This window comes from Dactylosporangium sp. CS-033363 (assembly GCF_050942475.1).
In the GTDB taxonomy this organism is placed as follows: Bacteria; Actinomycetota; Actinomycetes; order Mycobacteriales; family Micromonosporaceae; genus Dactylosporangium.
In genome coordinates this window covers 7,736,526-7,762,646 of sequence record NZ_CP192032.1, presented here as the reverse complement: position 1 = coordinate 7,762,646, position 26,121 = coordinate 7,736,526, and the positions used below count along the sequence as shown (strand labels likewise).

The window sequence follows — 26,121 nt, the reverse complement described above, 5'->3', positions numbered from 1 at the left end:
CCGTGCAGTCGCGCAAGGCGTTCTTCTCGTTCACCGAGGTCCCGGACCCGGCCCAGCACCGCGCCTACAACGCGTGGCATCAGCTCGACCACCGCCCCGAGAACCTCGCCCTCCCGGGTGTCCTGCACGGCGAGCGCTGGGTCCGCCCGCCGGACTGCGCCGGCCCGCCGGCCGGTTCGCCGCTGGACGCGCTGCAGTACCTGAACATGTACTGGTTCCGCGACCCCGCCGAGGAGAGCTTCCGGGCCTGGCAGGAGCTGGCCGAGCGGTCGTACCAGTGGGGCCGCCGGCCGGACACCGTGCTCGCCCGCCGGCTCATGATGGGCTCGTTCACCCCGGTCAAGGGGTACGCCGGCCCGCGCGTGCTCGTGTCGCCCGCGGCGCTGCCGTTCCGGCCCAACCGCGGGGTGTACGTGCGGGTGACCCGGCTGGCCGACCCGCACGGCGCCGCCGCCCACGAGCGGTTCGCGTGGCTGGACCGCGAGGGCGTGCCGCGGCTGCTGGAGGCGCCCGGGGTGGCCGGCGTGTGGACGTTCGCCAGCCAGAGCACGACGCTCGACGCCGGCTGGGGCGCCGCGGCCGGCAGCACCACGTTCGACCAGCGGCCCGGTCTGGAGCCGGGGCGGTTCCGGATCCTGCTGGCCTACCTCGACGCCGACCCGCTGGAGTTCCGGTCCGAGCTGCCGGCCGGGCCGCATCCGGAGGCCGAGGAGCCGTTGCTGGACGGCGTGCTGCGGGCCATCGCGCCGTGGGACTGGGACTGGTTCGATCCGGTACGACAAGAAGGTTCGCGATGACTGACGTACCCCGCTGGGACACCCTCGACGACGCCATCCGGCACTGGGCCGCGACCAGGCCCGGCGGCTGGGCGGTGGTCGAGCCGGCCGGCCGGCTGAGCTGGACCGCCTACGACGGCTACATCTCGCTGCTGGCCGCGCACCTGCTCGACCTCGGCCTGCGGCCCGGCGACCGGATCGGCGTCTGGCTGCCGGACGGGGCGGCCGTGCACGTCGCGCTGAACGCCTGCCTGCGGGCCGGGCTGGTGGCCACCGGCATCGGCGCGCGCAGTGGACGGCGGGAGCTGACCCACCTGCTGGGCCGCAGCGGGGCCCGGGCGCTGCTGACCGCGCCGGCGATGGGGGAGACCGACACCCGGGACCTGTTCGCCGAGCTGCGGGCGGAGCTGCCGGCCCTGGAGACGTACGCCTGCGCCTACGACATCGTGCCGGTCCCCGACGGGCCGGTCCTCGCGGCGGGGCCGGCCGACGCCGTGGCCGCGGCCGAGCGCCGGGTCGCCGGGCACCACGCGCCCAGCGGCAGCCTGGCCCTGCTCAACTCCACGTCCGGCACGACCGGGCTGCCCAAGTGCGTGGCCCACGACGAGCGGCGCTGGATCAAGTACCACGAGTACGCCGTCGACGCCGGCGAGCTCACCACCGGCGAGGTCTGCATGAGCGTGGTCCCGGCGCCGTTCGGCTTCGGCCTGTGGACCGCGCACTTCACGCCCACCCTGCTCGGCGCGCCCAGCGTGGTGCTGCCCCGGTTCAACGTCGCGGCCACGCTGCGGATGCTGGAGCAGGAGCGGGTCACCTGCTTCATGTGCGTCTCCACGCAGTTCGTCATGCTGCTCGGCGACCCCGATTTCGACGCCTACGACCTGAGCGCCCTGCGCGTCATGTTCACCGGCGGCGAGGCCGTGCCGGTGCACAAGGCCGAGGAGTTCGAGCGGCGGGCCGGCTGTCTCATGCTGAACATGTACGGCTCCAACGAGACCGGCGTGCAGAGCTACACCACCGTCCGCGACCCCGCCGAGCGGCGCCTGACCACCGGCGGCCGGCTCATCCCCGAGGCCGAGGTGCGCCTGTTCGACCTGGACGGCCGCGAGATGGGCCGGCACGACGGCCCCGGCCGGCCGGCGTCGATCGGCATCCAGTCCTCGCTGGGGTACTACGGCGACCCCGCCGCCAACGAGCAGCTCTACACCGAGGACGGCTGGATGCTCATGGGGGACCTGGTCACCATCGACGAGGAGGACTACCTGCGGGTGGTCGGGCGCACCTCGGACTTCATCATCCGCGGCGGCAAGAACATCAGCGCGGCCGCGGTGGAGGAGGAGGTGGTCAGCCACCCCGGGCTCGTGCGGTGCGCCGCGGTGGCCATGCCGGACGAGGTCTTCGGCGAACGGGTGTGCGTGTACGCGGTACCGAAGCCGGGGTTCGAGGCTCTTGACCTGGCCGGCATCCTCGCCCACCTGCGGCAGCGGGGGGTGAGCAAGGAGTGGTGGCCGGAGCACCTCATCGTGGTGTCCGAGCTGCCCGTGTCCGACGGCGGCAAGCTGGCCAAGGCGGCGCTGCGCGAGGACCTGAAGCGGAGGATGGCCGAGGTCAAAAGGTAGCATCTTTGCGACAATGCCGCCGGGCTCCCACCCGGCGGACGATCGGCGGAGGTTCGCACGTGCAGATACATCAGCCCCGGCTCGCGGAGATGGTCGCCGATACCCTGCGGGACCGGATCATCACCGGCCGCCTGAAGGACGGCGACGGCCTGCCGCGCCAGGAGGACCTGCTCGCGGAGTTCAACGTGAGCCGTCCGTCGCTGCGCGAGGCGCTGCGGATCCTGGAGGCCGAGGGGCTCATCACCGTGCGCCGCGGCAACCTGGGCGGCGCGCTCGTGCACGCCCCGCGGGTCGGCAACGCGGCCTACTCCGTGGGCCTGGTCCTGCAGACCCGCGGCGTGCCGATGACCGACCTGCGCGACGCCATCAAGAGCATCGAACCGGTGTGCGCCGGCCTGTGCGCGGCCCGCGCCGACCGCAACGAGGAGGTCCTGCCGGTCCTGCGGGCGGTGCACGAGGAGGTGGTGGCCGCGGTCGACGACGACGTGGAGTTCACCCGGACCTCCCGCCGGTTCCACGAGCAACTGGTCGCGCTCTGCGGCAACGAGACGATGATCCTCGTCATCGGGGCGCTGGAGTCGCTGTGGTCGACCCGCGAGGAGGCCTGGGCCCGCGACGCGAGCCTGCACGGCGAGTTCCCGGACGCGACCCGGCGGATGAGCGGCATCCGGGCGCACGACCGGATCCTGGCCTCCATCGAGGACGGCGAGGTGGACCGGGTGCAGCAGCAGGCCCGGGTGCACCTGGAGTCGACGCTGCTGTACGCCCTGGGCGACGACGTGGACCGGCCGGTCGCGGCCTCCCCGCCCCGCCAGTCCTCCTGGACCGGCTGAGGCGCTTCCCCTCTAACGTATTAAAGATTAGCCTTCAGGGATGGGGTTAGGGTTCGCGCCTGACTTGATGGCCGGGCGGGTCGCCGTGCTCACCGGGGGCGGCGGGGCGATCTGTGGCGAGGCCGCCTGCATGCTGGCCGCCGCCGGCTGTGAGGTCGTCGTCGCCGACATCGACGCCGACCGGCTGGCGGCCGTGGCGGCGCGGGTGCGCGCCGAGACCGGGCGGGTGGCGCTGACCGTCGCCGGCGACCTGCGTACCGCCGAGGGCATGGAAGCGTTGGCGAGCGCGGCATTCGAGCGGCACCAGCGGGTCGACGTGCTGGTCAACGGGCTCGGCGAGCACCTCGCCTCGGCCGGGCCGCACGAGGACGGGGCCGAGGAGGTGTGGCAGGCGCTGTACGAGGTGAACCTGCTGCACGTCTTCCGGGCGACCAAGGCGTTCGTGCCGGCCATGAAGCGCCAGGGGTGGGGCCGGATCGTGAACTTCTCCTCGGTCGAGGGGGCCCGCGCCGCCCCGGCCCTCGCCGTGTACGCCGCCTTCAAGCGGGGCGTCGACGGGTTCACCCGCAGCCTGGCCGTGGACCTGGCGCGGCACGGGATCCTCGTGAACGCCGTGGCCGTGGACAAGACGCGGGCGCATCAGGTGGGGCGGTACGAGCTGCCGGAGGAGTACGCGCGGCTGGCGCACACCTGGGTGCCGGCCGGGCGGTACGGCGAGCCGGCCGACGTGGCCTCGATCGTGGTCTTCCTGGCCTCGCCGCTGAACACCTGGATCGTCGGGGACACCGTCAACGCCGACGGGGGGACGCTCGCGGCCGGGGGGTGGCTGCGCACGCCGGCGCGGTGGACGAACCAGCCGCTGCTGGTGCAGTACCTGGAGGACCCGGACGTCAACGCCGCGCGACCGCCGGCCGTGCAATGACCGCCGGCGCCATGGACGAGCTCGAGCGGCTGGTGGCCGAGGCGGCGGTCACCCGGGTGCTGTTCGACTACTGCGACCTCGTCGACGCCAACCGCCAGGCCGACGTCCTCGAGCTGTTCACCGGGAACGCCGTCTTCGACCATGGACACGGCCGGGTGTACCGCGGGCGCGCCGAACTGGCCCGCATGTTCCGCTCGCTCGACGACAACCTGGCCACCAGTCACCATCTGTCCAACGTGCGCGTCACCGTGGCCGGCAGCGAGCACGCGCGGGCCGATTCGTACGTGTACGCGTACCATCGGCGGCGTTTGAACCACGACACAGTGCACCTCTGGGGGCGCTATGCCGACACGCTGGTGCTGCGCGACGGGCGCTGGCTGTTCGCGTCCCGGGCGCTGCTCGCCGCGGCCGAGGACGGGGTTCCGCCGGATGCCGGGTTCGCGTCACGGTACGCGCTGATCGCCCGCGCCGGCCGCCCCGACGACGGACGGGCGTGGTGACGGCCGCGCGGGGGCGATGCCGTCCAGGAAGATCGCGGTGCAGTCGGCGGCCAGCCGGGCCCGCGAGTACCCGGGCGTGGGGGTGAACCCGTGCACCGAGCGCCAGACGGCGTCGCGGATCAGGCGGTACAGCACCGCCGGCGGCACGTCCCCGCGGAAGCGCCCGCCGGCGATCCCGGCGGCGAGGACGTCGAGCCAGGTCTGCTGCACGTCGAGGGCGACCGCCCGCAGGCGCCCGTGGCTCGGCAGCGCGCGCAGGAACGCGCGGTCGTTCTGGTAGATCTCGGTCGCGTACGGATGCGCGTCGACCGCCGCGAACGACGCGCGGATCAGTGCGCCCAGGCACTCGCGCGGGTCCCCGGCGGCGGCGCGGACGGCGGCGGCGTACCGGCCCTGCAGGTCGTGCAGGAACGCCATGACGATGGCCTCGACCATGGCCGCCTTGGAGTCGAAGTGGTGGTACAGGCTGCCGGACATGAGCCCGGCCGCGTCGGCGATCTCGCGCACCGTGCTGCTCGCGACCCCGTTGTGCGCGAAGAGGCGCGCGGCCACCAGCAGAATGTCCTCGCGCCGCACCGTGGTCATCGCGCTATTGTATAAATGATTGCAAGCGGTGGCGACCCCCCGATGCGTGCGGGTCGCCACCGCGAGCGCCGGCGGTCAGCTCCAGGCGAAGCCGCGCACCATCGCGTCGAACTCGGCCTTGCCGACCGCCGTGGCGGACACCTCCAGCGTGAAGTGCACGCCCTGGGCGTCGGAGGAGAACCAGCTGGCGCTCTGGGTGTCGGCACCGTTGTACACGTCGACCCGGTTGACGTTCGTCACCCACAGGCTGTGATCGGGTTCCTTGGTCGTGCCGTCGGGCTCCGGCTGCCACCGTTCCGCCAGCAGGCGCAGGTCCGGCCCGCCGGGCCGGGCGAACCGGAGCGTGAGGGCGGCGTCGCCGGAGCCGCGCCACACCGGGGTCCCCTCGCTCCACCCGCCGGCCGCGAGGTCCGGCAGGTCCGTGTCGGGGAAGACGAAGGGCTGCCCGTACGGGCTGCGGCCGTCCTTCAGGAACCGGGTGCCGACCGGCTGCTGCAGCTCGAACGTCCGGGCCGTCACCTGCAGGTCATCGGCGCAGTCGGTGTACGCGCCGCCGAGGGAGATGGTGATCTTGTCGTCCTCGGCCACCAGGTCGTCCTGGGCGGGATCCCCTTCGACGCACTTGCCGAGCTGCGGCGCCGCGTACACCGTGATCCGGGTGCCGGCCCGGTCGATCCGCGCGCCGAGCCACGGCACGCCCGGCACCGCCGCCGGTGCCTTCGACGCGGCCGGCTGGGGCGCCACGGACTCCTGACCTGGCCGCGCGACCGCGTATCCGGCGACGACCACCAGGACGACGGCCGCCGTCGCCGCGCTCCAGGCGGCCACCCGGCGGTTGCGCGCCCGGCGCCGGATCGCGGCGTGCGGTGGCGGCAGGAGCTCCGGCGGTACCGTGGCAACCGCCCTTTCGAACAGGTCGGTGACCTCCTCGTCGCTCATCGGTCCACTCCCTCGCTCAGCAGTGCCCGCAGCTGCGGGTCGTGGCGCAACGCCGCCAGGGCGCGCGATGTGTGGGACTTGACGGTGCCGATGTTCAGGCCCAGGACCCGGGCCGTGTCGGCCTCGGTGAAGTCGCCGTGGAACCGCAGCATCAGGACGGCGCGCTGCTGCCGCGGCAGCCGCGAGAGGGCCCCGGCCAGCAGGTGGCGCAGCTCGACCCCCTCGAGCTCGCCGCCGCCCGCCGAGTGTTCCGGCAGCTGTTCCGTGGGCAGTTCGCCCCGCCAGCGCCGCCGCCACCAGCTCAGATACGTGCTGGCGAGCATCGCGCGAAAGTACGCGTCGGGCGCGCCGTCCTTGATCCGCGGCCAGCGCCCGTACCCGCGGGCCAGCACCGTCTGGACCAGGTCCTCCGCCCGGTGCCAGTCGTGCGTGAGCAGCCACGCCGAGCGCAGCAACCGCGGCCACGCCACGCTGACGTACGCCTCGAAATCCTCCACCGGCCACCTCCCTGGCCGGTCAACAACGCCGGGCCGCGAAATGGTTGTCATGGATCCTGACGTTTCGACCCAGCGGGCGTGGTTCAGGGGTGCACGGACGGCACCGGAGGCGTCACTTGGCCGGTAGGGACCGGGCGTAGCTGACGCCCCGGGACACCCAGGACTTGAGCCCGCGTGTGGTGGTCAGGCCCGTCGGGTCTATCCGCAGCCAGCCGTCCATCTCCCGGCCGCGCATCTCGAAGCGGGTCGCCTCGGGCCGTCGCACGAGCGTCGGGGTGTCGGCGGGGTCGACCCGCAGGAGCAGGCCGCCCTGGCCGCTGGCGGCCACCGCCATGTTGCCGTTGATCAGGAACGCCAGGCCGCCGAACATGCGCTGCTCCGTCAGGGCCGGTTCGCCCTGCACGATCTCCCGGATGCGGTTGGCGAGGTCCTCGTCGTAGGCCACGCCCACAGTGTCGCACCAGGCGGTGTCCTCACGCGGGACGAACTTCGCGACGGCCGGCGGTGAGGAGCGCGACGGCCGCCACGGATCGTCCGCGCCTGCTTGGGTTCGCTGCAGTCGTACGAGATCGCCGGAAGCGCGAGCGGGCTTCCGGTGCCGTGCAGGACCGCAACACCACGACGAAGGTGTACCGGCTTGACGCGCGCGGCACGGTCCCGGCAGGCGAGCGTCGACTCCGGCACCTTCAGCGCGGGCCCCGGCGCCGTACACCTCGGCAACGACCTGCTCGCCGTTGACGGTCTGCACGTCAGCGCCCTCGACCTCGGTGGCCTGACGCTCGGCGGGCGGTGGCGGCTGGACGCCTGCCGGGATGCGGCGGCCTGGGTGCCGATCGGCGGCAGCGGGCGCCGCTTCCTGCGGTACGGCGGCCGGGCCTGCGGCGGCGACGTGCCGGCGAGCGCCGAGCCGGTCCTGGCGCTCGTCGACCTCACGGCGTGATCCCGGCTGTCGGTCCGCGCGTGCACGCCGTGTGCGCTGACCGGTAGGGCGGGTGGCTGAGCGGTGAGCTATGAGCGGCTGACGTTCACGACGGTCCACCGTGATCGAGCCGCAGAACGACATCGACGATCTCGGGGAAGGTGTCGATGAAGGCGTCGACGTGGCGGTGATCGAAATCCGCCGCCTTGCGCACGCCGCTCTGCAGGCAGGCGACGAAGCGCATGCCGGCACCGCCGGCCGCCAGTGCGTCCCCGGGGGAGTCCCCCACGTAGACGCACTGCGCCGGCGGTATGCCGGTCGTGGCCAGCAGCTCGTCGAATGCCCGCGGATCCGGCTTGCGGAAACGGGTGTTGCCCGCGTGATAGACGCCGCTGACGCGCTCGGCCAGGACATGGTCCGGCTCCAGCATGTGCCGCACCTCGTCCTCGGTGCGGGACGTCAGCAGCAGCACGGAGCGTCCACCGAGCACGAAATCGTCCAGCGCACGCAGGTTCTCCGGGGGAATCACGTCCAGGCGCCCGTCGGCGACGTGCTGCTCCAGAGCCCGCTGATAGAGCACGGCGAACCGGGCCAGATCGATGCCGGGTGACCGCTTGAGCACGGCTTCCATCAGCGGCTCGCCCCAGGTGGCCAGATGCAGGCCGAGCGGCATCGGCGGCCGGCCCATCTGCGCCAGAACCTCGTTCTCCAGCGCGAACGAGGCGGCCTGGGTGAGGCACAGCGTGTCGTCGACGTCCACGATGACGGCCCGAATCACGCCGCAAGCCTAGTACGAGCCGGCCGGCCGGGGGCCTGCCGCCGGGGCCGGGGGCGACACTTTTTTTGCGTCTTGACATTAGATGGAAATCAATGGAGTGTCGGAGTCCGGAGCGGGGGCCCGGTTGATCGTGGTGGCCTGCGCATGGCGTGGGACGGAGATGACCGGTGGGTAATGTGTCGATCATGGGGGCCGCCGTCATCGTGCTCACCGTGCTTGTCGTGCTCGACCTGTTGCTCACCACCGCCGTCATCCGGCGGCTGCGGACGTACGAGGAGCGCGCCGGGTCCGCCGGGCCGGCGCGGGAGCTGATCGAGATCTCGGTCGGCGCGGAGGTACCACTGGCGGAGCCGGCCCTCATCGGCCGGCGGACGCTCGTCGGATTCTTCTCGACCACGTGCCGGCCGTGCGTGCTGGAGGCGGCCGAGCTCGCCGGGCGGCAGGAGCGGCTGGCGGCGGCCGGGATCGTCGCGGTACCCGTCCTGACGATGTACGGCGGCACCGACCCCAACGGGCTCGCCGAGGCGCTCGGCCGGGTCGGGACGGTCATCGCCGAGGCGCCGGGCGGTGCGGTCGTGAGCGCCTTCGGGGCCAAGGCGACGCCGAGCTACGCGCTCGTCGACCCCGACGGGCGGGTCGCCGCCAAGGGCACCTTCGAAGACTGTCTGCGCCTCGTCGCCCGATGAGCCGCCGTACCCTGCAGCGGCGAGGGGCGGCGCTCGCCGGGGCGCTGCGCACGTACCATCGGGCCGCGCCGTTCACGGCCTGGCTGCGGCTGCTCGTCGCCGTCGCGGCCGGCCTGGTTCCGGTGGCCGCCGCCTGGCTCGCGAAGGCGCTGATCGACGGGCTGGTCGGGGCCGGCGGTGGGCGCCGCCTGGTCCTGCAGGCCACCGCCCTCGGTGTCCTCGGCGCGGCGGGCGCGGTGATGCAGCACCTGGCCCGGTACCTCGACCAGGAGGTGACCCGGAAGGTCGCCCTGCACACCCAGGCCGAACTGTTCGCGGCCGTGGTCCGCCCGCCGGGGCTGGCGGAGCTGGAGAGCCCGGCCTTCCACGACCGGGTCCAGCTCGCCCGGCAGTCCAGCCAGTCGGGCCCGGTGCTGCTCACGAACTCACTGCTCGCGGTGGTGCAGGCGACCATCACGCTGAGCGGGTTCCTCGCCTCGCTGGTCGCGCTGTCGCCGCTTGCCGCCGCCCTGGTCGCCGCCTCGACCGGGCCGACGCTCGCGGCGCAGCTGCGGCTGAGCCGGATGCGGGCCGACACCACCGCCGGCAACAGCCCGCGCCAGCGCCGCCAGGCGTTCTACGCCGGCCTGCTGCTGGACCTGCGGGCCGCGAAGGAGATCCGGCTGTTCGGCCTCGGGCAGTACTTCCGCGCCCGGATGCTGACCGAACTGGGCGACGTGCAGCGGGCGGAGCGCCGGGTCGACCTCGCGACCGCACGCGTGGACGGCGCGTTGTCGCTGCTCACCGCGGCGGTCTCGGCGGTGGTGCTGGCCGTCACCGTCATCCGCCTCGCCTCCGGCGACGGGCGCGTCGGCGACCTGGCGGTGCTCGTCGCCGCGCTGGGCGCGGTGCAGGCGACGGTGGCGAGCACGGTGACCCAGATCGCCACGGCCGACGCCGCGCTGGTGCTGTTCGAGCACTACCTGGCGATCGTGCCGGCCCGCCGGACGGCTCCGGCCGAGCCTCCGGCGGCGGTCGCGCCGCGGCAGTCGCCGGGCCCCGAACGCGGCATCCGGTTCGAGCACGTGTGGTTCCGCTACGGTGAAGAGCAGCCGTTCGTACTCCACGACCTGAGCCTGACCCTGCCACCGGGGCGCTCGACGGCGCTGATCGGGCTCAACGGCGCCGGGAAGTCCACGATCGTCAAGCTGCTGTGCCGCCTGTACGAGCCGACCCGCGGCCGGATCATCTGGGACGGCGTCGACGTCGCCGAGCTCGACGTCGCCGAGCTGCGGGCCCGGATCGCCACCGTCTTCCAGGACTTCGTCTCCTACGAGCTGTCCGCGCACGACAACATCGCCCTCGGCGCCTTGCGCCGCGCGGCCGCCGACCCGGCCGCCGTGCCCGTCGCGGCCGGGCGGGCCGGCGTGCACGACACGCTGACCGCCCTGCCCGACGGCTACGACACGATGCTCAGCCGCACCTTCCGGCGGCGTCCCGGGCCGGCCGACCCGGCCGGCGTGCTGCTCTCCGGCGGGCAGTGGCAGCGGGTCGCGATCGCCCGGGCGCTCATCCGCACCGATGCCGACCTGCTGATCCTCGACGAGCCCTCGTCAGGCCTGGACGCGCGGGCCGAGGCCGAGCTGCACCGGACCCTGCGGCGACTGCGGGCGGGGCGGACCAGCCTGCTCATCTCGCACCGACTCAACACCCTGCGCCGGGCCGACCACATCGTGGTGCTCGACGGCGGCCGCATCGCCGAGCAGGGTGACCACGATGCGCTCATCGGCGCCGGCGGCCTCTACGCGGAGCTGTTCCGGTTGCAGGCCGAGGGTTTCGCGGACGCTGCCACGACGCAACGGGGAGAGACATGAACGACATCCGGATCGAGGTGCTCGGGCCGCTGGAGGCCGCCGTCGACGGCCGGCCGGTCGCGCTGGGCGGCCCGAAGCAGCGGGCCGTGCTCGCCGCGCTCCTGCTCGCCGAGGGCCGCCTGCTCACCGTCGAGCATCTCATCGACGTGCTCTGGCCCGAGGATCCGCCGACGACCGCGGTCACGAAGGTGCAGGGGCACGTCTCCGCGCTGCGCAAGGCCCTCGCCGAGGCCGGGTGTGCCAGCCCGGCCGAGGTCCTGGTCACCCGGTCCCCGGGGTACCTGCTGAGCGGAGCGGCGCTGCGCTCCGACCTCGACGGCTTCGACAGCCTGGTGTCCGACGCCGCCGCGCGGGCGCCCGAAGACCCCGCGGGCGCGGTACGGCTGCTCACCGCCGCCCTGGCCCTGTGGCGCGGGCCGGCGTTCGCCGACGTCACCGCACCCGCGATCCGGGCCGCGGCGGCCCGCCTCGCCGACCGGTGGCTCGCCGCCGCGGAGGATCGCGCCGAGTTCGAGATCGCCCTGGGCCGGCACCGGGAGGTGCTGCACCAGCTGGGCTCGCTGCTGGACGAACACCCGTTCCGGGACCGGCTCCGCGAGCTGCACATGCTGGCGCTCATCCGGATGGAGCGGCCGCTGGAGGCGATCGCCTCGTACGAGAGCTGCCGGACGATCCTCAGCCGCGAGCTCGGCGTCGAGCCGTGCGGCCGCCTGCGCCGCCTCGCCGCGTCCATCGGGTACCCGTCGTGACGGCGGGGACGGACGGGGCGGGCGTCGTCCTGCGCGACGTGGTGAAGACCTTCCTGCTCGGCAACGGGGAGCGACTCGCCGCCGTCGACGGGGTGAGCCTGACCTTGGAGCCGGGTGGTCTGACGGCGCTCACCGGGCCGTCCGGCTCCGGCAAGTCGACGCTGCTGCACCTGATCGGCGCGATCGAGCGGGCCGATTCGGGCTCGATCGCGGTCGACGGCCAGGAGCTCACCGCGGCGAGCAGGAGCCGGCTGGCCGAGTACCGGCGCGGGGTCGGCTTTGTCTTTCAGCGCTTCCACCTGCTGCCGGCGCTGACCGCCCTCGACAACGTGCTCGTCCCGGTGCTGCCCTACCGCAACCTGGGCTTCGACCGCGCCGAACGGGCCCGTGAGCTGCTCGCCGCGGTCGGCCTGGCCGGCCGGGAAGGCGCGCTGCCGTCGCGGCTGTCGGGCGGGCAGCAGCAGCGGGTGGCGATCGCCCGCGCGCTCATCACGCGCCCGCGCCTGCTGCTGGCCGACGAGCCGACCGGCAACCTCGACTCGCACACCGGCGGTGCGATCCTGGAGCTGCTGCTCGGCCTGCGCGAGCGGCACCACATCACGATCGTGCTCAGCACGCACGACGCCGCCATCGCGGACCGGTGCGAACGGGTGGTCGACATGCTCGACGGCCGGCTGGTGGCCCGGTGACGGCAGCGGCGTGGGCCGCCGCGGCGGTGGTGGTCGTGGCCGGTGCCCTGGTGGCGGCCCGCCGGCAGTTGCTCGTCGTCACCGTCGCCGGCCCGAGCATGGAGCCGACGCTGCCGTCCGGCAGCCGCCTGCTGGTGCTGCGGACCCGGCGGCTGCGCACCGGGCGGATCGTCGTGCTGCACCCCGTCGCCGGCCAGCGCGACCTCGGCGGCGACCTGATCGTCAAGCGGGTCGCGGCCCTCGCGGGCGATCCGGTACCGGACTCGGTGCTGGCCGTGGTCGGCGGGCACGCGGGCGACCTGGTGCCGGCGGGCCGGGTCGTCGTGATCGGCGACCATCCGTGGGCCAGCGCGGACTCGCGGCACTGGGGCTTCGCCGCGGTCACCGACGTCGTCGGCGTGATGGCCGGGCGGCTGGCATGAACACGCCCCGGAACCGGAAGCCGGCCCGGGGCGTGACGTTTATGCGATCAGAGGCACCAGCAGTACGTGATGTTGTTGTTCTCCGGGTAGTGGCAGCACTCCTCGGCCGCGCCGCCGCAGGCCGACGCGGAGTAGTTCTTCCAGCAGTAGTACGCGTGGGCGGTCTGCTTCGGCAGCAGCGCGCCGAGCATCCGGTCGCCGGCCGCCCTGAGTTTGTTGACCATGAAGGTTCCCTCCGCTGTCCACCGGCCGAGTGCCGCTGGCTGGTCGGAGTCTGCGGAACCGGGCTAACGATTCGTTACCGTTTCGCTCCCCTCAGGAGGGTCCGTTGATCTCGCTCATCCGCGCGCAGCTGCGTTTCCGCCGTGGCCGGCTGGTCGCCACCATCGCGGCCGTCGCTGTCGCCGTGGCGAGCTTCGCCCTGCTGGCGTCGGCCTCGCGCGGATCGCAGGTGCGCGTCACCGGTACCGTCAACGACAACTTCCGGTCGATGTACGACATTCTGGTCCGGCCGCCCGCCGCCGGCGACGACGACGGGTTGATCAGCACGGACCGGGTCAGCTCGACGTACGGCGGGATCAGCACCGCGCAGTGGCGGCGCATCCTCGACATCCAAGGTGTGTCGGTGGCGGCGCCGGTCGCGATGGTCGGGTACGTGATGCAGACGGCGCAGATCACCGTCGACCTCACCGAGTACGCCGGTGGCGCCGCGGACGCCCGCCAGGTGCTGCGGCTGCGGCCGACCGCCGTCGGCGACAGCGGGCTGAGCAGCATCCCCGACGGTTCGCAGTACCTCTACGTCACGCCGAACAACCTGGAGTACATCCCCGGCGATCCGGTGGTCATCGGCAAGATGTACACGGACGGCACCTTCCCGAAGATGCCGGAGATCCACGAACACGGCCCGGGCGGCGTGACCACCGTGTGCGAGCACCAGACCGGCTATTTCGAGAACGTCAAACCGCTCGCGCCGCAGGACCGCACGCAGGCCCGCTGCTGGTCGCGCGACCCGGCGTCGAGCGCCAACTCGGTCGGGCGGGCGCAGGTCCAGCTGCTGTTCCCGGTGCCGCTGCTGCTGGCCGCGGTCGACCCCGAGCAGGAGGCGAAGCTCGACGGGCTCGACGGTGCGGTGACCTCCGGGGCGTACCTGCCCGAGTCCGACCAGTCCGCCGGCATCCCGGTCCTCGCCTCCGGCCGCCTCGACCTCGACCAGCAGCTGCACGTCGAGATCGCGCGCCTCGGCGGCGACGCGGCCGACAAGACCGGCGCCGGGATGCGGCTCGACAATGCCGTGCCCTACTACGAGACCATGCCCGCCACCGCGCTGGCCTCGCGCACGTACACGGCACAGGAGGTGTACCCGACGCTGCTCGACGCGATCGCGCACCCGGCCGCCGAGCACAGCCCCGAGACGCCGCGGCTCGGGACCTCCGACATCGGCGACTGGTGGACGACCAGCGCCATGACGCTGACGGGCCCCGGCCGGACCGCGAGCGTGGTGCCGTACAACGGCAGCGAATGGGGCAAGGTTCCGCACGCCTACCCGGATGGCCGGCCCCTGCCGGTGGGCCTCGCCGACGACCCGGTCCGCAGCCTTGTCCGGCACGGCGTCGACGAGTCGGACAAGGACCGGACCTTCCTGCGGGGCGTCGGCGTCTACGACCCCGCCAAGGTGCGGCTCGGCCCGGAACTGTCCCGGTCGCCCTTCGACCTGTACGCGGGGGCCGAGGCGACGGCGGCCGACCCGGCGGCGCGGCAGGCCCTCGGCGACCGGGTGCTGCAGCCGACAACGGACTTCGCCGGGCCGCTCGGGCAGCGCCCGCACCTGCTCACCACGCTGTCGGCGCTGCCCAGGCTGCAGCGCGACCCGTACACCGACGTCGACGCCGCGCACGGGGTGAACGGCGACGCGCCGATCTCGATGGTGCGCGTACGGGTCGCCGGCGACGTGGGCATCGACGCGTACTCGCAGGAGCGGGTGCGCGCCGTCGCCGACCAGATCCACCTGAGCACCGGGCTGCGGGTCGACGTCGTCGCCGGGTCGTCGGCGGCCGGGGTCTCGGTGCAGCTCCCGGCCGGGAAGTACGGCCGGCCCGCCATGGCGGTCCGCGAGAACTGGCTGCGGCTGGGCGTCGCGACCACGATCGTGGCCGCCGTGGACCGAAAGTCGCTGGTACTGGCGATCCTGGTCCTGGTCGCGTGCGCGCTGGCGGTCGGCAACGCGGCGAGCGCGGCGGTACGGACCCGGGCCACGGAACTCGGCGTGCTGGCCTGCCTCGGCTGGGCCCGCTGGCGGCTGTTCGCGCTGGTCATCGGCGAGTCGGTGACCGTCGGCGCGGTGGCCGGACTGCTCGGCACCATCCTGGCGCTGACGCTGTCCCGCGTGCTCGGCGTGCCCCTCGGCGCCGACTACGCCCTGCTCTCGGTCCCGGCCGCGCTGCTGCTGAGCGCGCTGGCGGCGCTGCCACCGGCGTGGCGGGCGACCCGGGCCGACCCGGGCGCGGCGGTCCGCCCGGCGGTCGCCCTGGTCCGCCGCGGCCGGGTGCCCCGCCGCGTCTCGGGCCTGGCGCTGGGCAACGTGCTGCGCGCGCCCGGCCGGACCGTCCTCGGCGCCGTGAGCCTCGCCCTCGGCATCGCCTCGCTGACCCTGCTGATGATCATCAACCTGACATTCCGGGGCAGCGTCTCCGGTACCGTCCTGGGCGACGCGATCACCGTGCAGGTCCAGAGCACCGACTACATCGCGGCCGCCCTGACCACGCTGCTCGGCGCGGCCACGGTGGCGGACGTGCTGTACGTCAACATCCGCGAACGGTCGGCCGAGTTCGCGCTGCTCGGCGCCGTCGGCTGGGCGGACGCCCCGCTGGCCCGGCTGGCCGCGTACGAGGCGCTCGCCATCGGCGTCCTCGGCGCGACGACCGGGTCTGGCCTCGCGCTGGGCACCGCCGCGCTGCTGAGCTCCGAGCTGAGCACGGTCTCGTACACGATCGCCGCGGCCGCCGCGCTGGCCGGCACGGTGCTGGCGGTGGCGGCGGCGATCCTGCCGGTACGGTCGCTGCGCCGGCTGCCGACCGCACGCCTGCTGGCCGAGGAGTGACCAGGGCGCGGGAGCCGGTCCGCTCCCGCGCCCTGACCGTCACGCGGCCTTCACGAAGTACTGTGCGCCCGTACCGTTGCAGTCCCAGATCTGCAGTCGCGTGCCATCCGCGGTCGCGCCTGACGGGGAGTCCAGGCACCGGTTGGAGTTGGGGTTGCGCAACCGGTTCCCTTCCTGGACCCAGGTCTGTGCGCCGCTGCCGTTGCAGTCCCAGAGCTGCACCTTCGTGCCGTTGGCCGTGCCCGCGCCGGTGACATCGAGGCACCGGCCCAGCGTCCGCAGGGTCTGGCCGTTCCAGGTCCACTGCTGGTCCTGCGAGACAGCGGACCCCTGGCACGTCCACAGCTGCACGGCCGCGCCGTTGCCGCCCGTGTCGTTGCCGGCCACGTCCACGCACTTGCCGCCCGGCCCGTTGATCTGCGTCGCCGAGCCGCCCGGCGTGCCGCCGCCGTCCTGGTAGTAGCGCACGTAGTCGATCGATGCGGTGAGCGGGAACTGGCCCTGCACGGGGTTCTGCCCGGGGTACGAGCCGCCCAGCGCCAGGTTGAAGATGACGTGGAACGGCTTGCGGAACTCCTCCAGGGTCGCCGGTGTCGTGTCGATCACGTGCGTCTGCACGTTGTCGACGTACCAGCGGATCTGCGCGGCCGTCCACTCGATCGCATAGACGTGGAAGGCCGCGGCGTTGTTGACGGCGGGGTTCGCGACGTAGTTGGCGTTCTGACCCGCCGTCCACGGGAACACGCCGGTCCGCAGATCCCAGAAGATGTTGTTCGTGACGGTCGCGTTCGCGTTCGCGTGTTCCATGATGTCGACCTCGCCGCAACTGGCCCAGTTGGTGGGCAGGCGGTCGTAGTAGGTCTGCGCCGGGTTGTACGCGCCCGTGGACGTCTCGTCGCACGCGTCACCGAGCATCCAGAACGCCGGCCAGGAGCCGGTGGCGGTCGGCAGCGCCATGCGCGCCTCGATCCGGCCGTACTGGAAGGACCGCTTCGTGTCCGTCGTCATGCGGCACGACGTCTGGTAGAAGTTGCGGCCGTTGACCGTGAGGGGCGTGGTGTTCCAGTTGGCGCGCATCACGAGGTTGCCGCCGGACTGGGTGCAGTTTTCGGGGCGGTACCACTCCCACTCGCCGTTGCCCCAGCCGTCGAAGGCATTGAGGCCGGGGTTGAGGCCGTTGCCGACGTTGTAGTTCCAGTTGGCGCTGCTGGGCGCGCCGGACCCGTTGAACTCGTCGGCCCACACGAGGTTCCACGCGGCATGTGCGGGCTGCTGCTGGACGACCACCATGCCGACGAGTGCGGTGACGGCCGCGGTGAGGAGGACCATGAGGCGCCGGACACGGTGCACGGGGGGTGTGCGTTCTTGTTGGATTCCCACAGCGAATGCGCCCTTCTCGAGTAGGGGCGGAGCTGGTGCGATTGGCGGAACGCCTGTTCGAGCCCCCACGCGGCGGACGTGAGAGCGCTCTCACTATGGTGAGTGACTCGAAACTTTCTTGTCAATGACCTGCCATGCCAAGCGACGAACTCGCGCAAGAGGCGAGAATGCTGCTGGCGGCCATGATCAATGGAACGGCGGAGACAGCGGGAGCGCCCGCACAGAACCTGTGCGGGCGCTCCTACATGCTGTGTGGTGCTTGCCGGGGGACCGGTCAGACGCCGCGGACGTTCTCCGCCTGCGGACCCTTCTGCCCCTGGGTCACCTCGTATTCAACCTTCTGACCCTCCGCGAGCTCGCGGTATCCACTGCTGGCGATGGCAGAGTAGTGAACGAAAACGTCCGCGCCTCCGTCATCCTGCTGGATGAAGCCGAAGCCCTTTTCGGAGTTGAACCACTTGACGGTACCGCTAGCCACACGTTCCTCCTGATAGCGGTGGGAACCCGTTCCTCGCCAATCGCCGACGATGAACTCCCACCCGAGACAGACCTTACCCTGCTCCCGGGGTCGACGTCGTCCCACGGTAGCCTGCGTGACACCAGCCGCCTCGTGGACTATGTCCAGCGGCCTGTTATCGCCGCCGCGGGACCCGGCAGGCACTGCGCCCCGGTCCCGGTCAGGCGGTGTCGCGCACCACCGTCACGTCGTGTTCGCCGGAGCACAGCAGCCAGGCCGGCGGGATCGTCACCGTCTCGCGGTTCTCCCGGCCGGCGGCGGACACCCACCGGTCGGCGGCGGTCCGCAGGTGGACGCCGAGGCCGGTGCCGGCCAGCACCACGCCGGCGGACACGGTGACCGCCTCGACCGGGGCGAACCGGGTGCGGTCGCGCAACGGCAGGCCGCAGTTGATGTCCGCCGGCAGCCAGTTCGGACCGGCCGCACCGGTCGCCAACCGGAGCACACCCCCGTTCTGCGAGGCGGCCAGCGCGGTCGGGCCGTCGAAGGCCAGGTCCCAGCAGGTGCCGCCGGTCCAGCCGCTGGACACGGCCTGCCAGGTGACGGCGGCCTCGAACAGCCGGGCCCGCTGCGCGCCCGCCCCGGGACGGCGGGGGTCCGCCTCGGCGATGCCCGCCCACAGCACCGTGGCGGCTCCGTCCTGCTGCACGGCCAGCGTCCGGACGTCCACATCGGACAATCCGGCCGGGGTGAAGGTGCCGGCCCGGCCGCCCGCCGTCGACAGGTACACACCCTGACGTGCCTGCGCCGCGACGGCGACCCCGGTGACACCATCGGCGGAGACGAACGCCGAGATGGCGGAGAAGCCGCGGTCCGCGTCGGCCGGATCGACGACCACCTGCATCGGCACCGCGCCCGGCTGCGCGGACAGTTCGTAGAGGCCCGCATCGGTGGCCAGCAACAGCACGGCCGCCGCGCCGCGATCCACCCACGCCGCCGCGGTCACCGCGGCTTCCAGCTCGATCGGTCCCGCCCACCGCTCGCCGAGATCTGCCGACAGGTACACCCGGGCGTGCCCGTCGCCGGTGGCGGTGACGACCGCGACCGACCGGTCCGCTGCCGGCACCACCCGGCGTACCTCCTCGCCGGGGAACCGGCCGGCCGCCTCCCACCCCGCCCCGCCGTTGGCGGACCGGAACACCACCTCGCCGCTGCCGGTGAACCAGGCCCCGGGCTCGGCCGGGCAGCCGGCGAGGGTCCGGATCCGGCCGTCGGGCGCGTCCGGCACCACGAACCGCAACTCCTCCACCCGTGACCCGGCGGGCGCGGCCCGCGCCACGACACCGGCGACGTCGGCCGCCCGCAGCGGCTCGCCCAACGGCCAGCCGTCGGGGCTGCCCGGGGTCGGCAGCGGGCTGATCGCCTGGAACAGGTGCTCGTGGACGCGGGCGCGGACCGCGTCCGGGTCCTCACCGGCCGCGACGACCACCCGGCCGCGGACCGACACCGGTTTGTACCGCGCCCAGCCGGTGTGCAGGCTCGTGGCCAGCGACCGCCGGCCGTCCAGGTCGCGCCGGGCCGCTTCGAGCACGTCGGCCGCCTCCCGGCCGGTGAGCACCTCGACCGGCAACCGCCAGCCCGGCCGGTCCTGCGCAGCCACGTCCGGCACGAGCACCGCCTCGATCCCGCCCGGCGGCCCGGCCGAGCAGGCGTCCGCCCGGCCGATGCCGTCCAACCGGGCGGCGAGCGCCCGGAAGTCGCGGGCGGAGACGGCGCGCCGCGGTGCGAACGACTCGTACGGCGCCCGGCTCAGGGCCGCCGCCGCGCTTTCCAGTCCCTGCCCGCCGCGGGCCGGCGCCGGGTTGGTGACGCTCACCCCGGGGATCCGGTCGCGCAGCACGGTCAGGGTGTTGGCGGCGACGTTGCCGGTGAGCCCGCCCCCGGTCCAGTACCACATCCGGATCTGCGCCCGCGCCGGTGGCACCGCGTCCGCCGCCGGGCCGAAGGTGACCGTGCCCGCGACCCGATCCAGCAGGTACTCCCGGCCGGCGCCGGTGAACGCCTCCACCGGCCGCCACAGCTCGTAGGCGACCCCGCGGAACTCGCGGACCGCCGGCCCGCGGACGGCCGCCGCCGGCATGGCCACCCCGAGCAGCACGTCGTCGGGCGCGAAGGTGCGCACGATGGGCGCCCCGGCGGCCCGCAGGACCTGCCCGGGAACACCGGTGCCCTCGCCCACCAGGTCGCCGTCGACCGCCACCCCGTGACAGGCGCGCACGGTGACCGCGGTCTGGCCCGGCTCGATCGTCGCCGGCGCGGCGGTGGCGAACACGACGGGTTCGCGGCCACCGGCCGCCCCGACCCGGGTACCGGCCGGGATCGTGACGGGCCCGTCGCCCGTGCCGACCCGGGTGAACACGAGGTCGGCGGCGGCCGCGGCCGGCGGTCGCCGGGTGACGCCCAGCAGCGCGAGCAGCTCCACGTACACCTTCTCCGGCAGCCGATCGAGATTCGGTAGCGACGCGGTCAACACGCACCTCCGGTAGTCGTCGATGTTCGGACGGTCACCGCATTATCGGATCGGCACCCGTCTCCGGGCGCCGCCCGTTCGAACGACAACACCGGGACGCCAGGACCGCACCCATCGACGAAGAGCCAACCGGATCGACGGGACGATGTCGCCGTTGGCTGGTGGGAACGTGATGGCGGGGGCGCGCCCCGACCACCTTGTCGTTGGCGGGTTGTGGGCCAATGTCACAGGTCGCTGTAGCGGATCATGACGGGGGTTTCGGTCAGGGTGAGCTCAGCGCCGCCGGCCAGGGGCTCCGTCGTGCCGTCGAGTCGGAGCAGGGCCTCCGCCGTGGCCTCGGCATGCATGCGTGCCGATCCGGTGTGGGTCCAGCGGATGACGGCGCGCCGGTCGCCGGCCGGGGTCGGCACGATGAACTCGCACTGCCACGCGTACGGGGGCAGGCCGGCGGGCTCGCCGTGGCCGCAGGAGCGGATCTGCGCGCCGGCGAGCCAGCGCTGCAACTGCTGCACGGCGAGGGCGGCCTCGGTCGGCTCGCCCTCGTCGGCCTGCAGCACGATGGGGATCTTCGTGCCGCCCCAGTTGTAGAAGTACATGCGGTTCAGGTTCGTGGTCCGGGCGAGCAGCCCGACGAGGTAGAAGCGGACGGCGTAGTCGCGGGCGCGGGCCCGGTCGAGCTGGCCCTCCAGCGGGATTTCGTAGGTCGTGCCGGTGTTCCACAGCGGCGGGTGCAGGCCCGCCTCGTGGAAGAGCCGGTCGATCTGCGTGGTCAGCTCCAGCATCGTCTCCGGCGGGTCCTCCGGCGAGCGCTGGTACAGCTTGACGGCGGCAGCGTCGCAGTACTCGTAGCCGCCGAGCCGGGCGAACTCCCGCAGCACCTGCTGGCCCTCGGCATTCCACAGGTTGCCCATGCCCGGGCAGACCACGGTGGCGTCGGGATCGGTGGCGCGGATGATCGCGTTGCCCCGGCGGGTCATCTCGACCAGGGTTTCGACGCTGCCGGTGTACATCCGGGCGTCGTTGGCGAGCACCCACAGCTCGTACGCGGCGATGCGGCCCTTGTACCGGCCGACCAGCGCCCTGACGTACGCGTCCCACACCGCCAGGTCGTCCGGCGGCGACGACTTCGCGTTGTCCGGGTAGACCGACCGCTTGCCGTTGGGCGCCGCCCAGGCCGGTGTGCCGCCCATCGTGTAGAGCACCGGCAGCCTGGCGGCGGCGGCCCCTGCGACGAGCCGGTCCAGGATTGTCCAGTCGAACCGTTCCCGCGCCGGGTTCACCCGCGACCAGCTCGTCTCGCTGTCCCACAGGCGCACCGCGCCGGTGGTGAACCCCGGCATGTGCCCGGTGGCGCTGTTGATCGTCACCCCGAAGTACTCCGGCGGGACCGGTCGCGCGGGCAGCGTCCAGCTCGGACCGCTGATCCACTGCGGGGTCGCGCTCGACGGCACGGTCTGCGGCCGTTCTTCCCTGCCCCGCCACCACACCCCCGCGACCGCACCCGCCAGCACCAGCAGCGCGGCGGCCAGCCCGGCGTACAGGGCGAGGCGCCGCGGCACCGGCGCAACGGCGGCCTTCGGCGAGGCGGCGGGTTCTGCGGTGGCGGCGGGTTCTGCGGTGGCGGCGGGTTCTGCGGTGGCGGCGGGTTCTGCGGTGGCGGCCGGGTCTTGTCGCGGGGCAGCGGCCCACAGCGGATAGAGCCGGTCGAGCTCGTCACGGTCCGCCCCGCACGCCATGGCGATCCGCTCCACCGTGCCGAAGTCCTGCGGCACTGCCGCCCCGGCGACGAACCGGTGCACCGTCGACTTGCTCAGGTTGGTCTTCTGCCCGATGCGGGCATAGCTGAGCCCGCTGCGGTCCTTCAGCGCGGTCAGCAGCGCGGCAAGCTCGCCGGGACGGTGCGGCATCGCCGTCATCTCTCCAGGTGTCGGGGCGGGCCGTATCCTAGCGGCCGTCCCAAGACCGCGACATCCCCGCAGGTCAACCCGTCTCCGCCGTCTCTCCGTCCCAGATCGGTCCCGGCACCTGGCGCCCGTACCACGGGGCAGACAGACTGCCAGCACGGTGGCCCGGACCGCTGGGGGAGCGGCGGTCCGAGCCAACGGCGACGGTGAGCGGGTGCGAAACGGGGGCATCCGGTCACCGCCCATCCCGAAGTGGCCGACTTTGCCGGGGACCTCTACGACCGGATCGGCTCCTACACGGTTGACGTCAGCCCGCTGAGCGAGTCGTGGCGCGTCAGCGTGTCTTCGGAAGGTCGAACTGGTCGGCCCGTTGGCAGTCGCTCGAGCCACCGATGCCGGACGCGCCCACGCGGCCCAGGGCGTCGCGGGCGTGTTCGCGGCCGAGGTTCCAGCCGTACCACGGGTCCGGCTCGGCCAGGTCGTCGACGATCCAGCTCAGCGTGCAGCGGCGGACCAGGTCCGGGAGGGTCGACAGGGCCGGGGTGGCGTCGGCGGACAGGGCGCGCAGGTACCAGGCGTCGATCTTGCCGGTCTCCTGGTAGCGCGCGATGTTGCGGCGGGCCGCGTAGTCCTCCGGGTTGAGCACCGCGAGGGTGAGCAGCATGACGACCGAGAGACCGACGACCGTCGACGGAATCCAGGCGCCGCGCCACCGGATGCCGGCCGCCATGATCATGATGAACACGGTGCCGAGGAGCAGTTCGAATGCCATCACGAAGATGCGCTCGCCGGTGAAGCTGTAAACCTTCTGGTAGGCGTACATGCGGGACAGCGCCGACACCACGATCACGATGCTCAGCGACGAGAGCAGGCCGAGCAGCGTGCGTAGCAGGATGCGGTCGGCTCGGTCCTCGCGGCCGGCCCAGCGGGTCACGCCGCCCAGCACGGCGATCGTCAGCACGGTGACGGTCGCCAGCTGCCAGAAGCCGCTGCGGGCGTATTCGGCGTAGGTGAGGCCGGCGGTCTGCAGTACGTGGTGCCGGCCGCCGAACAGGACGGTGGCCTGCACGACGACGAAGCCGCTGTACAGCAGGACCAGTGCCCCGATCGGCAGCCCCCACTCCAGGCGGCCCAGCCGAGCGGTGCCCGGCTTGTCGATGGTGGACAGGTCCGGCGGCGCGGCAACGGTGTAGACGGCCGCGACGGCGATCAGCGCGCACAGGACGAACAGGAACACGCGGCCGGCGCTGACCGTTGGGATGACGGCGGAGAGTACCTGCGAGAACGCGGCGTCGGCGGAGGAGAGCAGCGCGCCGAAGACCAGCACGAACAGGGCCGTGATGATGACCGACCAGACGACGCGCTGGGTGCGGCGGGGCTTGCCGTGCCGGTCACCGGTGACACTGAGGTGCTTGGCCACCCACGGGATGCCGCGCAGGGCCGCGAACGGCGCCGCCACGAGGCTGAACATTATGGAGCGGACGCGATGGCCGCCGACGATGGCCAACGCGGCGCAGCCGAGCGCTCCCAGCACACAGAACGTGACGAGCCACCAGGCGTTGCGGAACGCCAGCACCGACAGCAGGACGACCGCGGAGCCGGCCCAGACCGCCCGCATCGCACGATCGGCCTTCGGCAGCGCGACGGCGGCCGGCCAGATGCCGGCGATGACCGCGGCGACGAGCGCGAACCCGCCGAGGAACCAGCCGACGCCGACCCGCATGCCGGGCAGGACGATCGCAGCGACGAGTCCACCGGCGAGCACGGCGACCGGTACGCGCCAGCCGCTCGCGGGCCTCGGCCCGGGCCAACGTGCTTCCAGGAACCCGGGTGGCAGCGGTCGTGGCGGCGGCATGAGCCGCGGAACGGTCTGATAGGGCCCGAACGGGGGCATCCCAGGATTCGGCGGGAAGGGCGCGTCAGCCGGCGGTGTTCCCGACTGCTGCTGCACCAGCGGCGGTGCGACAGTCTCCTCGTCGTCTTCCTCGTCGTCTTTCTTGTCTTCGTCGAGCTCGTAGTCGGGCAGGTCCTCAACAGGCGCGGCGGCCGTGACCACAACGGGCGTGACCGGCTCGGGCTCAACGGGCGCAGCCGTCATGCCCTCGACAGGCTTGGCCGCCGCCGCGCCCGGGACCAGCGGCACGAACACGGCGAATCCCGGGGTTCCCGCGGGAACCGTCACCGGAATCGCCCACGTCGTCTGCCCCGCGGAGGTGCCGGGCCAGGCGGCCGGCTGCGGCCGGCCGTCGCCGTCGGGCATCGCCAGCAGATACGGCACGGCCACGGGCGGTTGAACGGTCGGATCGACTTCGTCGGGTACGGCGTCGGTCATTGGGTAGCTCCACGTGTCGGTGGACAGTTGCCGGACCACGCCCGTGCTCACCGTCCGTCGCCGTCCCGCCGATTCGCCCAGTTCGGCGGGTTGTCACAAATTGTGACGGCGCGTAAGACGGCAGGGCGGAGATGATGGGCGTGGCGCCAACTGGCGCTTTGGTCCGGACCGGATTTCCCTGCATGGCCCGGCGGCAGGGATCGTGGCATGGCCGCGCGGCCGCGGACCAGCCCGTGGCGCACACTTGGGACGGTGGGACGTTGAACCACCGTCCACCTGCGAAAATGTGGCTTCCCGGGACGGGGCGCCGGGCGGTCCAACGCGGAGAACCGGCGGTGTGCGCCACCAGCCCGACGATGCTCCGCTGTGAGGCGGGCAGGGTGAAGCGCTGCAACAGGGCGCGGGTGCTGATCTCCTGGGAGGCGGGTGCTGTTGCGGGGGAGGCAGCCGGGGCGCCGGGCCGGATCGGTGCCGGCGGCGCAGTTCGGGTAGCTGGTCCTCGTCACGTGGGTGGTGATGGAGACGGCAGCCGGGCCCGAGGTGCAGCAGCTCTCTGCCGGATCGTCGGCCAGGCGGGGTATGGCGCACCGCTACCGGCTACGTCCGCGAAGACGGGCTCATCGAGCTCCTGCGGGACATGATCCCGGCGCGCAGCGGGGATCCGTCCGGTCGGCAGCTCGCCGAACACCTAAAACGGCAGGAAGTCGTCGTGCTCTGCACGAAGATGGAGCGCACGCTCGAACCGGCGTGACCCATTTGCGCAAAATATCTGCGCGTGCGGGTTTGTGTCGAAGGGGGGACTTGAACCCCCACGCCCGATAAAGGGCACTAGCACCTCAAGCTAGCGCGTCTGCCATTCCGCCACTTCGACCGGCTGGACCATTGTACTCGGCGTCCGAAGACCCCGTGCCCAACGGCCACGCGATACGTTACACGGTCCCCGCCGATCTTGAGAAATCGGGGGGTCGACGCGCCGCAGCGGCCGGAGGGGGGAGCCGGCCGCTGCGCGTCTGCGAGGGGTTTACCCAGGGTTCGGTGATCGATAAACGTCGGGTTTTAAAGATCTTCTTCCCAGGTTGTACGGCGGGTCAGCGCGTCCATGACCTTGTCCACGACGCCCAGGGCCGGGTCCACGAGTTTGTTCAGCGGCGGGGTGGACGGGGTGCCGGGGTGGGGGCGGGTGGGCGCGGCCGAGCGAGCGATCTCCACGCGGTTGCCCAGGCGTACGAGTTGCTCCTCGGTGCACCGCGAGCGCAGGGCCGGGAACAGCTCCCCGGCGGTGCGGTGGGTGTGCTCGCGCACGTGTTCGGTGACCGTCCGCAACGACGAGCGATCGGCGTTGGTGTGCAGGCGGCGCAGGGCCACCAGGAGTTCTGCGTCGGCGGCCAGTTCGCGGGAGGCGATGGTGGCGCCTGCCGGCAGTACCGACGAAACAGCTGGATAGAGGTATTGCTCCTCGGCCGACAAGTGGCGCGCGAGGGTCGCCACCAGGACGTCGGAGGCTGCGGGTTCGGTCTCGGCGCGGGCGCACAGGCGGTCGAGCTGCTCGTGTTCCTCGTCGAGCAGGTCGATCATGCTGCGGCCGGTCGCGTCGCCGTCGATGGGTGGCAAGGGTGGCAGTCCGCTCACGGGCAGGCGGTTACCCGGGCGCTGA

Annotated in this window: 24 protein-coding genes and 1 tRNA gene; 12 read left to right on the top strand and 13 right to left on the bottom strand. The window is 72.9% G+C overall.

The window, feature by feature from the left end; translation table 11 throughout:
- Positions 1–2: 2 nt before the first annotated feature.
- Genes ACQPZ4_RS35970 through ACQPZ4_RS35950 form a run of 5 tightly spaced genes read left to right on the top strand, consistent with a single transcriptional unit; the run spans position 3 to position 4,650 of the window.
- Complete coding sequence (locus ACQPZ4_RS35970; protein ID WP_433045909.1) at positions 3–797, top strand: hypothetical protein; 795 nt, start codon at positions 3–5, stop codon at positions 795–797.
- Complete coding sequence (locus ACQPZ4_RS35965; RefSeq protein WP_433045906.1) at positions 794–2,395, top strand: class I adenylate-forming enzyme family protein; 1,602 nt, start codon at positions 794–796, stop codon at positions 2,393–2,395. Before ACQPZ4_RS35970 ends, ACQPZ4_RS35965 begins: the two co-directional genes overlap by 4 nt.
- A 59-nt stretch (positions 2,396–2,454) precedes the next feature.
- Positions 2,455–3,228, top strand: coding sequence for a FadR/GntR family transcriptional regulator (locus tag ACQPZ4_RS35960; protein WP_433045903.1), 774 nt, complete (start codon positions 2,455–2,457; stop codon positions 3,226–3,228).
- Positions 3,229–3,268: 40 nt separating this feature from the next.
- Positions 3,269–4,150 carry an SDR family NAD(P)-dependent oxidoreductase gene (locus ACQPZ4_RS35955; protein WP_433045900.1) on the top strand — a complete coding sequence of 294 codons (882 nt, stop codon included), beginning with the start codon at positions 3,269–3,271 and terminating at the stop codon, positions 4,148–4,150.
- Between the two features lie 11 nt (positions 4,151–4,161).
- On the top strand, positions 4,162–4,650 hold the full coding sequence (locus ACQPZ4_RS35950; protein WP_433045897.1) for a nuclear transport factor 2 family protein: 489 nt from the start codon (positions 4,162–4,164) through the stop codon (positions 4,648–4,650).
- On the opposite strand, the gene ACQPZ4_RS35945 is transcribed toward ACQPZ4_RS35950, so the two are convergent.
- The 4 genes from ACQPZ4_RS35945 to ACQPZ4_RS35930 all read right to left on the bottom strand — a co-directional run bounded on the left by ACQPZ4_RS35945 (position 4,594) and on the right by ACQPZ4_RS35930 (position 7,116).
- A complete protein-coding gene (locus ACQPZ4_RS35945) occupies positions 4,594–5,235 on the bottom strand; it encodes a TetR/AcrR family transcriptional regulator (RefSeq protein ID WP_433045894.1) in 642 nt (213 codons plus the stop codon). The two genes, ACQPZ4_RS35950 and ACQPZ4_RS35945, sit on opposite strands and share 57 nt — an antisense overlap.
- Before the next feature lie 75 nt (positions 5,236–5,310).
- Positions 5,311–6,174, bottom strand: a complete 864-nt coding sequence (locus ACQPZ4_RS35940; RefSeq protein WP_433045891.1) for a hypothetical protein — start codon at positions 6,172–6,174, stop codon at positions 5,311–5,313.
- The gene (locus tag ACQPZ4_RS35935) at positions 6,171–6,671 is read right to left on the bottom strand and encodes a SigE family RNA polymerase sigma factor (RefSeq protein ID WP_433045888.1); all 501 of its coding nucleotides are present in this window, start codon (positions 6,669–6,671) and stop codon (positions 6,171–6,173) included. Before ACQPZ4_RS35935 ends, ACQPZ4_RS35940 begins: the two co-directional genes overlap by 4 nt.
- Positions 6,672–6,783: 112 nt before the next feature.
- Positions 6,784–7,116: a TfoX/Sxy family protein gene (locus tag ACQPZ4_RS35930; protein WP_433045885.1), complete on the bottom strand. Its 333-nt coding sequence runs from the start codon at positions 7,114–7,116 to the stop codon at positions 6,784–6,786.
- Between the two features lie 192 nt (positions 7,117–7,308).
- On the opposite strand from ACQPZ4_RS35930, the gene ACQPZ4_RS35925 reads away from it, so the two are divergent.
- The gene (locus ACQPZ4_RS35925; RefSeq protein WP_433045882.1) at positions 7,309–7,611 is read left to right on the top strand and encodes a hypothetical protein; all 303 of its coding nucleotides are present in this window, start codon (positions 7,309–7,311) and stop codon (positions 7,609–7,611) included.
- An 85-nt stretch (positions 7,612–7,696) separates the two neighbouring features.
- Here ACQPZ4_RS35925 and ACQPZ4_RS35920 read toward each other — a convergent pair whose 3' ends face one another.
- On the bottom strand, positions 7,697–8,368 hold the full coding sequence (locus ACQPZ4_RS35920; protein ID WP_433045879.1) for an HAD family hydrolase: 672 nt from the start codon (positions 8,366–8,368) through the stop codon (positions 7,697–7,699).
- Between the two features lie 185 nt (positions 8,369–8,553).
- Between ACQPZ4_RS35920 and ACQPZ4_RS35915 the strand changes: the two genes are divergently transcribed.
- Genes ACQPZ4_RS35915 through ACQPZ4_RS35895 form a run of 5 tightly spaced genes read left to right on the top strand, consistent with a single transcriptional unit; the run spans position 8,554 to position 12,767 of the window.
- Complete coding sequence (locus ACQPZ4_RS35915; protein ID WP_433045876.1) at positions 8,554–9,054, top strand: peroxiredoxin family protein; 501 nt, start codon at positions 8,554–8,556, stop codon at positions 9,052–9,054.
- Positions 9,051–10,907: an ABC transporter ATP-binding protein gene (locus ACQPZ4_RS35910; protein ID WP_433045873.1), complete on the top strand. Its 1,857-nt coding sequence runs from the start codon at positions 9,051–9,053 to the stop codon at positions 10,905–10,907. Before ACQPZ4_RS35915 ends, ACQPZ4_RS35910 begins: the two co-directional genes overlap by 4 nt.
- The gene (locus ACQPZ4_RS35905; RefSeq protein WP_433045870.1) at positions 10,904–11,656 is read left to right on the top strand and encodes an AfsR/SARP family transcriptional regulator; all 753 of its coding nucleotides are present in this window, start codon (positions 10,904–10,906) and stop codon (positions 11,654–11,656) included. The genes ACQPZ4_RS35910 and ACQPZ4_RS35905 overlap by 4 nt, the downstream gene beginning before the upstream one ends.
- On the top strand, positions 11,653–12,345 hold the full coding sequence (locus tag ACQPZ4_RS35900; RefSeq protein WP_433045867.1) for an ABC transporter ATP-binding protein: 693 nt from the start codon (positions 11,653–11,655) through the stop codon (positions 12,343–12,345). The genes ACQPZ4_RS35905 and ACQPZ4_RS35900 overlap by 4 nt, the downstream gene beginning before the upstream one ends.
- A complete protein-coding gene (locus tag ACQPZ4_RS35895; RefSeq protein ID WP_433045864.1) occupies positions 12,342–12,767 on the top strand; it encodes a S26 family signal peptidase in 426 nt (141 codons plus the stop codon). The genes ACQPZ4_RS35900 and ACQPZ4_RS35895 overlap by 4 nt, the downstream gene beginning before the upstream one ends.
- A gap of 47 nt (positions 12,768–12,814) precedes the next feature.
- Here ACQPZ4_RS35895 and ACQPZ4_RS35890 read toward each other — a convergent pair whose 3' ends face one another.
- Positions 12,815–12,991, bottom strand: a complete 177-nt coding sequence (locus ACQPZ4_RS35890) for a hypothetical protein (RefSeq protein ID WP_433045861.1) — start codon at positions 12,989–12,991, stop codon at positions 12,815–12,817.
- A 104-nt stretch (positions 12,992–13,095) separates the two neighbouring features.
- On the opposite strand from ACQPZ4_RS35890, the gene ACQPZ4_RS35885 reads away from it, so the two are divergent.
- On the top strand, positions 13,096–15,864 hold the full coding sequence (locus tag ACQPZ4_RS35885; RefSeq protein WP_433045858.1) for an FtsX-like permease family protein: 2,769 nt from the start codon (positions 13,096–13,098) through the stop codon (positions 15,862–15,864).
- A gap of 39 nt (positions 15,865–15,903) precedes the next feature.
- On the opposite strand, the gene ACQPZ4_RS35880 is transcribed toward ACQPZ4_RS35885, so the two are convergent.
- The 7 genes from ACQPZ4_RS35880 to ACQPZ4_RS35850 all read right to left on the bottom strand — a co-directional run bounded on the left by ACQPZ4_RS35880 (position 15,904) and on the right by ACQPZ4_RS35850 (position 26,096).
- Positions 15,904–17,214: a ricin-type beta-trefoil lectin domain protein gene (locus tag ACQPZ4_RS35880; RefSeq protein WP_433045855.1), complete on the bottom strand. Its 1,311-nt coding sequence runs from the start codon at positions 17,212–17,214 to the stop codon at positions 15,904–15,906.
- 304 nt (positions 17,215–17,518) lie between these two features.
- On the bottom strand, positions 17,519–17,722 hold the full coding sequence (locus ACQPZ4_RS35875) for a cold-shock protein (protein WP_433066808.1): 204 nt from the start codon (positions 17,720–17,722) through the stop codon (positions 17,519–17,521).
- 199 nt (positions 17,723–17,921) lie between these two features.
- Positions 17,922–20,231: a baseplate J/gp47 family protein gene (locus ACQPZ4_RS35870; protein ID WP_433045852.1), complete on the bottom strand. Its 2,310-nt coding sequence runs from the start codon at positions 20,229–20,231 to the stop codon at positions 17,922–17,924.
- 224 nt (positions 20,232–20,455) lie between these two features.
- A complete protein-coding gene (locus ACQPZ4_RS35865; protein ID WP_433045849.1) occupies positions 20,456–22,138 on the bottom strand; it encodes a helix-turn-helix domain-containing protein in 1,683 nt (560 codons plus the stop codon).
- Positions 22,139–22,469: 331 nt separating this feature from the next.
- The gene (locus ACQPZ4_RS35860; protein ID WP_433045846.1) at positions 22,470–24,467 is read right to left on the bottom strand and encodes a DUF4153 domain-containing protein; all 1,998 of its coding nucleotides are present in this window, start codon (positions 24,465–24,467) and stop codon (positions 22,470–22,472) included.
- A 786-nt stretch (positions 24,468–25,253) separates the two neighbouring features.
- Positions 25,254–25,338: transfer RNA gene (locus ACQPZ4_RS35855), tRNA-Leu, on the bottom strand.
- A gap of 185 nt (positions 25,339–25,523) precedes the next feature.
- Entirely contained in the window at positions 25,524–26,096 is a 573-nt protein-coding gene (locus ACQPZ4_RS35850) for a hemerythrin domain-containing protein (RefSeq protein ID WP_433045843.1), read from the bottom strand.
- Positions 26,097–26,121 lie beyond the last annotated feature (25 nt).

Bases quoted from the DNA above. Each gene is read 5' to 3' on its own strand.
- ACQPZ4_RS35965 (WP_433045906.1), top strand. From the start codon at position 794: ATGACTGACGTACCCCGCTGGGACACCCTCGACGACGCCATCCGGCAC.
- ACQPZ4_RS35955 (WP_433045900.1), top strand. From the start codon at position 3,269: ATGGGGTTAGGGTTCGCGCCTGACTTGATGGCCGGGCGGGTCGCCGTG.
- ACQPZ4_RS35950 (WP_433045897.1), top strand. From the start codon at position 4,162: ATGGACGAGCTCGAGCGGCTGGTGGCCGAGGCGGCGGTCACCCGGGTG.
- ACQPZ4_RS35945 (WP_433045894.1), bottom strand. From the start codon at position 5,235: ATGACCACGGTGCGGCGCGAGGACATTCTGCTGGTGGCCGCGCGCCTC.
- ACQPZ4_RS35940 (WP_433045891.1), bottom strand. From the start codon at position 6,174: ATGAGCGACGAGGAGGTCACCGACCTGTTCGAAAGGGCGGTTGCCACG.
- ACQPZ4_RS35915 (WP_433045876.1), top strand. From the start codon at position 8,554: ATGGGGGCCGCCGTCATCGTGCTCACCGTGCTTGTCGTGCTCGACCTG.
- ACQPZ4_RS35910 (WP_433045873.1), top strand. From the start codon at position 9,051: ATGAGCCGCCGTACCCTGCAGCGGCGAGGGGCGGCGCTCGCCGGGGCG.
- ACQPZ4_RS35905 (WP_433045870.1), top strand. From the start codon at position 10,904: ATGAACGACATCCGGATCGAGGTGCTCGGGCCGCTGGAGGCCGCCGTC.
- ACQPZ4_RS35890 (WP_433045861.1), bottom strand. From the start codon at position 12,991: ATGGTCAACAAACTCAGGGCGGCCGGCGACCGGATGCTCGGCGCGCTG.
- ACQPZ4_RS35865 (WP_433045849.1), bottom strand. From the start codon at position 22,138: ATGCCGCACCGTCCCGGCGAGCTTGCCGCGCTGCTGACCGCGCTGAAG.
- ACQPZ4_RS35860 (WP_433045846.1), bottom strand. From the start codon at position 24,467: ATGACCGACGCCGTACCCGACGAAGTCGATCCGACCGTTCAACCGCCC.